9 protein-coding genes are annotated in these 11,385 nt (G+C 68.8%); 3 read left to right on the top strand and 6 right to left on the bottom strand.

Going from position 1 to position 11,385, the window contains the following annotated elements:
- Positions 1–31 precede the first annotated feature (31 nt).
- The 3 genes from ACL9RL_RS05910 to ACL9RL_RS05900 are packed head-to-tail and all read left to right on the top strand — an operon-like array spanning position 32 to position 4,213.
- Positions 32–913: a hypothetical protein gene (locus ACL9RL_RS05910; protein ID WP_422779293.1), complete on the top strand. Its 882-nt coding sequence runs from the start codon at positions 32–34 to the stop codon at positions 911–913.
- Positions 910–3,426, top strand: coding sequence for an SDR family oxidoreductase (locus tag ACL9RL_RS05905; RefSeq protein WP_422779292.1), 2,517 nt, complete (start codon positions 910–912; stop codon positions 3,424–3,426). Before ACL9RL_RS05910 ends, ACL9RL_RS05905 begins: the two co-directional genes overlap by 4 nt.
- A complete protein-coding gene (locus ACL9RL_RS05900; RefSeq protein WP_422779291.1) occupies positions 3,416–4,213 on the top strand; it encodes a ferritin-like domain-containing protein in 798 nt (265 codons plus the stop codon). The genes ACL9RL_RS05905 and ACL9RL_RS05900 overlap by 11 nt, the downstream gene beginning before the upstream one ends.
- 122 nt (positions 4,214–4,335) lie before the next feature.
- Here ACL9RL_RS05900 and ACL9RL_RS05895 read toward each other — a convergent pair whose 3' ends face one another.
- The 6 genes from ACL9RL_RS05895 to rsmI all read right to left on the bottom strand — a co-directional run bounded on the left by ACL9RL_RS05895 (position 4,336) and on the right by rsmI (position 11,267).
- Entirely contained in the window at positions 4,336–5,274 is a 939-nt protein-coding gene (locus ACL9RL_RS05895) for a 4-(cytidine 5'-diphospho)-2-C-methyl-D-erythritol kinase (RefSeq protein ID WP_422779290.1), read from the bottom strand.
- Positions 5,275–5,453: 179 nt separating this feature from the next.
- A complete protein-coding gene (mgrA, locus tag ACL9RL_RS05890) occupies positions 5,454–6,521 on the bottom strand; it encodes an L-glyceraldehyde 3-phosphate reductase (protein WP_422779289.1) in 1,068 nt (355 codons plus the stop codon).
- A gap of 261 nt (positions 6,522–6,782) precedes the next feature.
- Positions 6,783–7,634: a 16S rRNA (adenine(1518)-N(6)/adenine(1519)-N(6))-dimethyltransferase RsmA gene (gene rsmA / locus ACL9RL_RS05885; protein ID WP_422779288.1), complete on the bottom strand. Its 852-nt coding sequence runs from the start codon at positions 7,632–7,634 to the stop codon at positions 6,783–6,785.
- Between the two features lie 160 nt (positions 7,635–7,794).
- Positions 7,795–8,724 carry a TatD family hydrolase gene (locus ACL9RL_RS05880; protein ID WP_422779287.1) on the bottom strand — a complete coding sequence of 310 codons (930 nt, stop codon included), beginning with the start codon at positions 8,722–8,724 and terminating at the stop codon, positions 7,795–7,797.
- A gap of 9 nt (positions 8,725–8,733) precedes the next feature.
- A complete protein-coding gene (gene metG / locus ACL9RL_RS05875) occupies positions 8,734–10,314 on the bottom strand; it encodes a methionine--tRNA ligase (RefSeq protein ID WP_422779286.1) in 1,581 nt (526 codons plus the stop codon).
- 59 nt (positions 10,315–10,373) lie between these two features.
- Positions 10,374–11,267 (bottom strand): 16S rRNA (cytidine(1402)-2'-O)-methyltransferase, encoded by an 894-nt coding sequence (gene rsmI, locus ACL9RL_RS05870; RefSeq protein WP_422779285.1) that lies wholly within the window; start codon positions 11,265–11,267, stop codon positions 10,374–10,376.
- Positions 11,268–11,385: the final 118 nt, after the last annotated feature.

Genomic DNA, 11,385 nt, shown 5'->3' with positions numbered 1-11,385 from the left:
AGTGGCGATATCGTGACGAATGGGAGACGCGATGGCGGGGAATCACCTGGGGAACGGCGTGCAGAGCCGGCCGGCGAACGACTTCGACGTACGAAGTTTCGCCAAGTCGGCCGTCGGCAGTCGGCGCGCGCTCATCGATGCCGCCGCATTCGACGACCGTCCCCTCGCAGCATCGAGCGTCCGGCTCCTGCACTACCTCGCCGACATCGAGCGGGCCACCATGCAGTACCTGCGCGGCGTCCTCGTGACCCCGACGCACAAGGACGCCAGGGTCACCGCGTTCCTCGTGACCTGGGCGTACGAGAAGTACTGGATCGCCGACACGATCGACACGATCCTCGCGGCGGACGGCCAGCCCGTCGGTGAGACGCCCCAGCAGCGCGGCATCTCCCACACCGTGCGCCGCCTCCGGGAGCGGGTCTCCCCCATCGGCCACGCCGTCACCGCGAACGCGATCGGCGAGGACGTCATCGCCTGGCACATGACGATCGGCACGGTGGACGAGCTGTTCACGCAGGCCGCCTATCGGACCCTCCTCGAACCGGGCGCGCATCCGGCACTCGTCGAGCACGTCGAGGCGATCCTCGCGACGAAGGCGCGGCACCTGGAGTTCTTCGAGGCGCAAGCGCGCGACCGGCTGGCACGGTCCCCCCGCGCGAGGACCATCACCCGGCGCCGCATCCGCTCCGCGGCCTGGCCGACCGGTTCCGCAGCGGCAGGACGCGAGGAGACGGCGTTCTTCGCCCGGACGGTCTTCCCAGGCGGAACCGTCTGGAGCGATCCGGCCGTCCTCTCGATCGACGACCGGATCGATGCGCTCCCCGGGCAGGCCGGGCTGCATCTCGCAGCCGGCGTCGCCCGGCGCGGACCGCGACATGGCGCAACACCGATCGAGGCTGGAGCCGCACGATGAGCGAGTCGATCGAACCCGCAGCAGCGACCGCGGACGCGGACGCTGCGACAGCGACAGCCGCTGACGCTGCCACTGCCACGGACGCAGCCGCCGCCCGCCTCGTGGAGTCGTCGCCGCTCGACGGGGCGCACGTCCTCCTGACCGGCGGCACCGGGTTCCTCGGCCAGGCGATCCTGGAACGTCTGCTCGCCGACCATCCCACCACCCGGGTGAGCCTGCTCATCAGACGCAAGGGCAACGTCGCCGGGCGGGATCGCCTCACCACGCTCTTCCGGAAGCCTGTGTTCCGCTCGTGGCGCGAACGCGTCGGCGAGGCCGAGGCGAACCGCGCCATCGCCGAGCGCGTGCACGTCGTCGACGGCGGGCTCGACCACATCGACTCCCTCGCCGACGATCTCGACATCGTCATCCACAGTGCGTCGACCGTGTCCTTCGATCCGCCCATCGATGAGGCGTTCGCCACGAACGTCGGCGGCGCTCGCGTCCTCTACGACGCCATCGCACGGAGCGGATCGACGCCGCACGTCGTGCACGTGTCGACCGCGTACGTCGGCGGGACCCGCAAGGGCATCCAGCCGGAGCGCAGCCTCGAACACGCCGTCGACTGGCGGGTCGAGGCCGAGGCGGCACGGAGCGCCCGCACCCGTGTGGAGGAGGCTTCGAGACGACCAGATGTGCTCCGCCGGTTGATGGGGACGGCGCGCCGAGCACACGGCAAGGCCGGACCGCAGGCGGTCTCCGCTGCGACGGAGGCTGCGCGCGTCGACTGGGTGACGAAACGCCTCGTCGACTACGGCCGGACGAGGGCGGAGAGCCTCGGCTGGACCGACGTCTACACACTCACAAAAGCCCTCGCGGAGCGCGTCGCAGAAGAGCAGTGGGCCGAGGAGGGCGGCCGGCTGTCCGTCGTGCGGCCCTCGATCATCGAGAGCGCCCTGTCGCACCCGTTCCCCGGCTGGATCGACGGATTTAAGGTCGCCGATCCGCTCATCCTCGCCTACGGCCGCGGCCAACTGCCGGAGTTCCCCGGGCTGCCGGACAGCGTCCTCGATATCATCCCGGTCGACTTCGTGGTGAACGCCGTGCTCGCCGCAGCCCAGCGGCCGCCGGCACCCGCAGCCCCGAGGTACGTGCACATCAGCTCGGGGGCGAGCAATCCGCTGCCGTTCCACCGCATGTACGGCAACGTGCACACCTACTTCACCGAGTCGCCCCTGCCAGCAGACGCAGGCGACATCGCCGTCCCCACCTGGAACTTCCCCGGCGGCCGGGCGATCGAACGCTCCATCAACCGCCGCCAGATCGCCACGGCGGCGGCCGGACGCATCGTCTCGAAACTGCCATCGGGCTCGACCACCAGGCAGTGGCAGGACCGCATCAGGAAGGCCGGGCGCGACCTCGGGTCGCTGCGTGAATTCACCGGACTGTACCGGGCGTACGTGCAGAGCGAGATCGTCTTCGACGACGAGCAGGCCAGGGCGCTGCACCACGAACTCCCGGCCGATGCGCGGCGCGACCGCGGATTCGACGTCACCACGATCGACTGGGACGACTACTTCCAACGCATCCACTTCCCGGCGATCACGACCCTCACGCGCGCCTTCGCGAACCGCTCGAAGCAGACGCCGGGGCAGCAGAAGATCCTGCCGGTGCGCTCCGACGTCGTCGCCGTCTTCGACCTCGAAGGGACCGTGCTCGAATGGAACCTCGTCGAGCAATACCTGTGGTTGCGTCTCGCTGCCACCTCCAAGAGCCGCCTGCCCTACGAACTCGGATCGCTCGCCGTCTCCCTCCCGAAATACCTCGGCGCAGAGCGACGCGACCGCGGCGAGTTCATCCGGACGTTTATGCGACGCTACGAGGGCGTCGACGTCGAACGGCTGCGCGCCATCGTCGACGGCCCCTTCGGCGATGCGGTGCGGGCGAGGCTCCTGCCAGAAGCGCTCGAACAGATCCAGGCCCACCGGGCAGCCGGTCATCGGACCATCCTCGTCACGGGAACGATCGGGGCGATGGCCGCGCCGCTCGAACCGTACTTCGACGAGGTCGTCGCCGGCTCCATGCACGAGGAGCACGGCAGGCTCACCGGATACCTCGCCGCCCCGCCGCTCGTCGACGAAGCCAGAGGCGCGTGGCTGCGGCAGTACGCGGAGCACAACGGGCTCGACCTCGCGCACTCCTACGGCTACGGCGATTCGCACGCCGATCACGCGTGGCTGAGCCTCGTCGGGAACCCCGTCGCCATTAATCCGGACCACGAACTGTACCGCCTCGCCCAGGAGGGGCGCTGGCCGGTGCGGGAGTGGCATCGTTCGCGTACCGCCCAACGGTCGGCACAGCGTTTGGCGCAGCGCGCTGCCGAAACCAGATCCGGACGAACCGGCACCGATCACCGATCCGACAGCACCCGCCGCTCCGAACCCCGCACGACGGCAGCACCCAGCACCCCGATGAGAGGAGAGCGGACGACGGGCGACGAGATCGCCGGACGTCCCACCGCACATGGCGTTTGACATCGATCGGTACACCGAGACATCCGTCCAGGTGAACTGGGAGGACCTCGACTTCGACGAGTTCCGCACGAACCCGCTCCCCGAATCGACCCTGCGCAGCCTGCGCTACATGTGCGACATCGAGTACCACACGGTCTGCTACCTGCGGGACATGCTCATGACGCCTTCCCACGAGGATCGCGACGTGACGGCGTTTATGACGATGTGGAACCGGGAGGAGTTCTGGCACGGCGAGGCGCTCGCCGCGGTGCTCAAGGCCCACGACATCACGGTCGACTTCGATCAGTTGAAGGCGACCAGGTTGAAGCTCGGTTGGAAGGACCACCTGGACCCGATCAAGCAGTCGGTGCTCGGGAACCTCGTCGGCAATGACTTCATCGCCGTGCACATGAGCTGGGGCGCCGCCAACGAGTGGTCGGCGACGGCCGCGTACACGCGCCTCGCGGAGATGGAGCAGCACCCGGTCCTCGCAACGCTCCTGCGGCGCATCGCGAAGCAGGAGACGAGGCACGTCGCGTTCTACGCGAGTCAGGCGAGGACACGTCTGGAGGCGTCGAAGGGCGCCAGGCGGTTGACGAGGTTCGCGCTCAAGTCGTTCTGGGGGCCGGTCGGGTCCGGGGTCATGCCGGAGGCCGAGGTCACCCACGTGATGTCGCACCTGTTCAGCGGTGAGGACGGTCTGGCCGAGGTGCGTCGCATCGACGGCCACATCGCGAAGCTCCCCGGCATGCAGGGCCTCACCATCATCGAGACGGCCCTCCGCGCCCGGGGCATCGCCGCCGCCTGATCCCGCACACCCTTCCAGAATTCAGGAACTTTCGCAGAATTCAGGACGTTTCGGGTTGAAAACAGCCCAAATCGTCCTGAATTCGGCCAGACTTCCTGAATTCTGGAAGCAGGAACGCCGGACTAGGACTGCGCGATGATGCGGGCTCCGTGCACGGGACCGTGGGCACGGATCGCCTGCACACCGGAGGACGCGAGCGCCACCTGCAGTTCGAGCGAGTGGTCTGCGTCCGCCGTCAGGAACGCGATGGTCGGCCCGGACCCAGAGACGAGGCCGGCGAGCGCGCCCTCCATCTCCCCCGTCTCCAGCACCTTCGTGAGTTCCGGCCGCTGGTGCAACGCCGGCGCCTGCAGATCGTTGAACATCACGTCGGCGAGCAGCTCGGCATCGCCGGCCCTGAGCGCCTGCAACACGGTGGAATCGACCGTCGGCTGCGATCCGACCGGCGAGATGTCGAGGATGTGGCGGGTGCGGTGCGCATCCAGTTCCCGATACACCTCCGGCGTCGACATGCCGAAGTCGGCGATCGCGAGCACCCACTCGAAGCGGCCCTTGGCGAGGGCGGCGCTCAGCTGATCGCCTCGTCCAGTGCCGACGGCCGTCCCGCCGAGCAACGCGAACGGCACGTCGGCGCCGAGGCGGGCGGCGAGGGCCAGGAGGTCGTCACGGGAGCGTTCGGTCCCCCACAGGGCGTCGCAGGCGAGGAGCGCGGCCGCGGCATCGGCCGACCCGCCGCCCATACCGCCGGCGACGGGCACGTGCTTCTCGATCTCGAGGCGCACACCGCCGGTGTACCCCGCCCGCCTCGCCAGTGCCTTGGCAGCGCGGATGGCGAGGTTGGAGGAATCGGTCGGGACGCCGGAAACGTCGACCGATCCGGTGAACGAGACACTGAAGTCGTCAGCCGGATACGCGTGCACGTCCTCGTACAGCGAGATGGCCTGGTAGGCCGTGGCGACATCGTGATAGCCGTCATCCATCACTTCGCCCACCTTGAGGAAGACGTTGATCTTCCCGGGGGCTCGAACGTGCACGTGCTCGGAAATGGCCTGGCTGGTCATGGTTCCAACTTATACGAGCCGGATGCCTCGTCCCGACCGTCTGCTGGGAGCGCCGGACCGGAGCGTCACAGACGAGAACGGCACCGGATGCGATGTCTGCATCCGGTGCCGTTCCGATGGGCGTTCCGCGCTGAATCACGCGAGGAACGACCGCGGACGCCCCGAGCGTCCGCAGCGGGTTACTTGTTGGAGGAGTCCGCCCAGATGTTGACGTCCGCGCCCTCTGCGAGCCGGTCGATCTCCTCGAGCTCCTCCGTCGTGAACGCCGGGCCGTCGAGCGCCGCGAGGTTCTCGTCGATCTGCTCCGGACGCGAGGCGCCGATGAGCGCCGAGGTGATGCGCGGGTTGTTGAGGACCCAGGCGATCGCCATCTGCGCGAGCGTCTGGCCGCGCTCCTTCGCGATCTCGTTGAGCGACCGCAGACGTGTCGTCGCCTCATCGGTCAGCTGACGGGCCGGGATCGACGGTCGGTCGGTCGCACGCGTGACCGGGCCGTCGCCGAGGTACTTGTCGGTCAGGAGCCCCTGGGCGAGCGGGACGAACGCGATGCCGCCGAGCCCCGTCTGACCGAGGACGTCCGTCAGACCGTCTTCGATCCACCGGTTCAGGATCGAGTACGACGGCTGGTGGATGACGAGCGGCGTCCCGAGCTCCTGGGCGACGGCGTGCGCCTGCGCCGTGCGCTCGGCGGAGTACGACGAGATGCCGACGTACAGCGCCTTGCCCTGGCGGACGATCGAGTCGAGGGCGCCGATGGTCTCCTCGATGGGGGTGACCTCGTCGACGCGGTGCGAGTAGAAGATGTCCACGTAGTCGATGCTCATCCGCGCGAGCGACTCGTCGAGGCTCGCCGTGACGTACTTCTTCGACCCGAAGTTGCCGTACGGGCCTGGCCAGAAGTCGTAGCCGGCCTTCGAGGAGATGATGAGCTCGTTGCGGTACGCGCCGAAGTCCTCGCGCATCATCCGACCGAAGTTGGTCTCGGCGGAGCCGTAGGGCGGACCGTAGTTGTTGGCGAGATCGAAGTGGGTGATGCCGCGGTCGAACGCGTGACGCAGCAGTGCGCGCTGGCTGTCGAACGGACGGTTGTCGCCGAAGTTGTACCAGAGGCCGAGGGAGATGGGCGGGAGGTACAGACCGGAGGTGCCGACCTGACGGTAGGTGGTGTTGTCGTAGCGCGACGGTGCCGCCACGTACGGGCGGTGGATGTCGGGGACGTTCGCCCCGAATCGAGGATCGTGATTCATGTGATCAGAATATCGGTGCCGGGTGGGGCCCTACGCCCTTCGACAAGCTCAGGGACCGGTGGTCGACGCGCCGGGCGGTGGGGCCCTTCGACAAGCTCAGGGACCGGCGGTCGACGCGCCGGGCGGTGGGCCCTTCGACAAGCTCAGGGACCGGTGGTCGACGCGCCGGGCGGTGGGCCCTTCGACAGGCTCAGGGACCGGTGGGGACGCACGACGAGGGAGCCCGGTCGCTGAGCTTGTCGAAGCGCACCGCCGAAACCCTTACTGCGCCGCCCGAACGATCGCCAGGAAGTCGTGCACCGTCAGCTCTTCGCCGCGGGCGGTCGGGGCGATGCCTGCCCGCTCCATCTGCTCGACCGCCGCCTGCGAGCTGCCGAGGACACCGCCGAGCGCCTGCCGGAGCATCTTGCGTCGCTGCTGGAACGCCGCGTCGACGAGGGCGAACGTCTCCCGACGCTCCGCCTCGGTCCCGATGACGTCCGTGCGGCGTTCGAACGCGACGAGCACGGAGTCCACGTTGGGGATCGGCCAGAACACCTGACGACTGACCTGACCGGCGGTGCGCCAGTCGCCGTACCAGGCGGCCTTGACGCTCGGCGCGCCGTACACCTTGCTGCCGGGCGTTGCCGCGAGACGGTAGCCGACCTCCGCCTGCACCATCACCACACCGGCGAGGAGCGAGTCGAAGTGCTCCAGGAAGTGCAGCAGCACCGGCACGGAGACGTTGTACGGGAGGTTCGCGACGAGGCGGCTCGGGGCGCCAGGGAGGTCCTCGATCTTGAGGGCGTCCTCATGGACCACGGCGAGACGGTCGATCATCCCTGGCGCCATGTCGGCGACCGTGATCGGCAACTGCTTCGCGAGCCGGCCGTCGATCTCGACGGCGATGACGCTCGCATCGGCTTCGAGGAGTCCGAGCGTGAGCGAACCGAGCCCTGGTCCGACCTCGACGACGACGTCCCCGGGTGCGACCTTCGCGACGTTCACGATGCGACGGACCGTGTTGGCGTCGATGACGAAGTTCTGGCCGAGCTTCTTCGTGGGGGTCACGTCGAGGATGGCTGCGAGATCTCTGATCTCGGCTGGGCCGAGGAGGGCGACGGAAGCGGTCATCCCTCAAGTATCCCCTGTCGAGCGCGTGTGGCTCGCCGGTCCCAGAGCTCGGGCTCGGTCCCCCGGTCCCTGAGCCTGTCGAAGGGCCCAACCGCCGAACCCGGTCACTGAGCTTGTCGAAGTGCGCCCTTCGACAAGCTCAGGGACCGGGGGTTGACGGCTAGCGGACGTTGGGCGCGGCTTCCGTACCGGGGTCGGCGAGGGGCGGCTCGTCATCCCAGGAGCCGTAGACGAGCTCGGTGTTCGACGCGATGAGCGCCGACAGGATGCTGACGTCGGTCCCCAGGTGCTCTGCCATCCCGCGGACGGTGTACGGCAGCAGGTACGGCGCATTCGGCCGGCCGCGGTTTGGTGTCGGCGTGAGGTACGGCGCGTCGGTCTCGACGAGCAGCAGCTGACGGGGCACGACCTCCAGCGCGTCACGCAGCGTTGCGGCGTTCTTGAACGTCACCGTGCCGGCGAACGACATGTACCAGCCCTGCTCGGCGCACAGCTCGGCGAGTTCGCGATCGCCGGAGAAGCAGTGGAACACCGTGCGCTCCGGGGCGCCGACCCGCAGGAGCGTCTCCACGACCTCCCGGTGGGCGTCGCGATCGTGGATCTGCAGGGCGAGCCCGTTCTCCTTCGCGATCCGGATGTGCGCCTCGAACGCCTCGAACTGGGCGTCGCGCCCCGACTCGTCCGTGCGGAAGAAGTCGAGTCCGGTCTCCCCCACCGCTCGGACGCGCGGGCGCTTCGCGAGTGCAGCGATCTCGGCGAGCGAGTCGTCGAGCGTCCCGGCGCGCTTCAGCTCCGGTGTGTCGTTCGGGTGGATGGCGACGGCCGCGAGCATCCGCGGCTCCTTCGCGGCCATCTCGGCCGACCAGCGCGACGTCTCGACGTCGGTGCCCACCTGCACCACGCCGCGCACGCCGACGCTCGACGCGCGGTCGAGGTGTTCGAGGTAGCCGATGGGGCTGTCGCCGTCGGCGTATTCGAGGTGGGTGTGGTTGTCGTAGACGGGGACGTCGAGCGGGGTCGGCGGCGCCGGGTAGCTGCGATCGGTCCGGTCTCCGGCCTCGCGTTGCCGCACGTGCACCTCGTCGCCCACCTGGACCCCTTACTCGTTCGTGGCTTCGATGCGCGGGAACAGCGCTTCGAGACCGTTGACGGTCGTTCCGGCCGGCAGCTGACCCCACGTTCCTGCGTCGCGCACGGGTTGAGCCGTGAGCGGGCCGAGGGCGTCGGCGCCGCCGAGGGCGGTCCAGAGCGTCTCGGTGGCCTTCGGCATAAACGGGCTGAGCAGCACGGCGAGCGCACGCAGACCCTCGGCCGCCGTGTACAGCACCGTGCCGAGGCGTTCGCGCTGCTCCTCGTCCTTCGCGAGCACCCACGGCTCCTGGACCGTGATGTAGCCGTTGAGGTCGTCGACGATCCGCCAGATGGACGTGATCGCGTCCTGGATGGCGAGCCGTTCGATCGCGACGTCGGCGTCCGTCGCAGCGGCGGCGACGGCGGCGCGGATCGCGAGATCGGCCTCGGTCGGCTCGCCCTCCGGCGGGACAACCCCCTCGAAGTAGCGCGTGATCATCGCGACGACGCGGGATGCGAGGTTGCCGAAGCCGTTGGCGAGCTCCGCCTGGTAGCGGGCCGAGAGGTCCTCCCAGCTGAACGAGCCGTCCTGCCCGAAGGCGATGGCGCGCATGAAGTAGTAGCGGAACGCGTCGGAGCCGAAGGTATCGGTGATCTCGTTCGGTGCGATGCCCGTGAGCTTCGACTTGGACATCTTCTCGCCGCCGACGAGCAGCCAACCGTGTCCGAAGACGCGCTGCGGCACATCGAGCCCAGCAGCCATGAGCATGGCCGGCCAGATGACGGCGTGGAAGCGGAGGATGTCCTTGCCGACGATCTGCGTGGCGGGCCAGCGCTTCGCGAACGCCTCGTCGTCCGAGCCGTACCCGGCGGCGGTGATGTAGTTGAGCAGTGCGTCGAACCACACGTAGACGACGTGGGTGTCGTCCCACGGGACCTTGATGCCCCAGTCGAAGGTGGAGCGGGAGATCGACAGGTCCTTGAGGCCCTGGCGGACGAACTGGATGACCTCGTTGCGTGCCGACTCCGGCTGCACGAAGTCCGGACGCTCCTCGTAGAGCGCGAGGAGACGGTCCGCGAAGTCGCTCATGCGGAAGAAGTAGTTGCTCTCCTTGAGCAGCTCGACGGGCTTCGAGTGGATGGCGCACACCGGCTGACCGACGTACTCGCCGGTCCCTGTAACGAGGTCGCTCTCCTGCTTGTACTCCTCGCAGCCGACGCAGTAGTAGCCCTCGAACTCGCCCGTGTAGATGAACCCGGCGTCGTAGAGACGCTGCAGGAACAGCTGCACGTTGGTCTCGTGGCGCTCCTCAGTGGTGCGGATGAAGTCGTCGTTGGAGATGTCGATGGTGTCGAGCAGCGGGTACCACGACTCGGAGACGAGCTTGTCGGCCCACTCCTTCGGGCTCACGCCGTTCGCGGTCGCCGTGCGCAGGATCTTCTGCCCGTGCTCGTCGGTTCCCGTGAGGAACCAGGTGGGGTCACCCGCCTGGCGGTGCCAGCGCGCGAGGACGTCCGCGGCCACCTCCGTGTACGCGTGCCCGATGTGGGGAGCGTCATTCACGTAGAAGATGGGCGTGGTGATGTAGAACGAGGTGCCGTCGGCCATGGGGTCAATCCTAGAACGACCACGGGCCGCGCCTGTGCGTGTTACCTCTGTAACGGGCGTCAGTCGCTGCTCAGGGTGCTCCGAATGGCGTTTCCGGAGCCGTTCGCCGTTGTCCCGGCCTGCTTTCCCGGTGCGGCAGGCTTCGCGGCGAGCGCCGCCTGGTAGAGGTCGCGCTTGCTGAGCCCCGTGGCATCGGCGACCTCCGCCGTGGCGTCCTTGAGCCTGGTTCCGGAGGCGACGAGCGCCAACACCTGATCGACGGCGGTCTCCGGGTCGGCCGCTCTGGCCTCTGCACCGGCGATGACGACGCAGATCTCACCCTTGACGCCGGCTGCAGCCCACTCCGCCAACTCGGCGGCCGTCCCGCGTTTGACCTCCTCGAAGAACTTCGTGAGTTCACGGCACACGGCCACCCGGCGGTCGTCGCCGAGGGTCGCCGCGACATCCTGCAGCGATGCGGCGAGCCGGTTGGGCGATTCGAAGAACACCATCGTGCGCTGCTCCTGCGCGAGGGCCCGCAGCGCAGCGCGCCGGTCCCCCGGCTTCCGCGGCAGGAAGCCCTCGAACGTGAACCGGTCCGAGGCGAGACCCGAGACGGCGAGCGCCGTGATGACGGCCGACGGACCGGGGATGGCCGAGACCCGGACGCCGGCCGCGACGGCCGCCTCGACGAGGTGGAAGCCGGGATCGGAGACCGTCGGCATCCCGGCATCGCTCAGCATCAGCACATCAGTGTCGACCGCGAGCGCCACGACCTCCTCGGCCTTCTCCCGCTCGTTGTGATCGTGGAGCGCGATGAGCCGGGGCCGGTTCTCGATACCGAGCGCACGCAGCAGGTGCACGGCCGTGCGGGTGTCCTCCGCCGCGACGATCGTCGCCTCCGAGAGCGCCTCCCGCAGGCGAGGGGACGCATCGCCGAGATTGCCGATGGGGGTCGCCGCGAGGATGATCATGGTCCCAGTCTGACACCCGGGGTCGCCCTGAGGGTCACGGAGCCCGACGCCCGGCCGCGCAACCCGGCCGGGTGAGCAGGCGCCCCACCGCGCCCGATGCGGCATCCTCAGCGCGGAT

This window comes from Plantibacter sp. Mn2098 (assembly GCF_049319745.1).
Classification (GTDB): domain Bacteria; phylum Actinomycetota; class Actinomycetes; order Actinomycetales; family Microbacteriaceae; genus Plantibacter.
The sequence above is the reverse complement of the archived record's forward strand: the minus strand, read 5'-3'. Positions and strand labels throughout refer to the sequence as shown.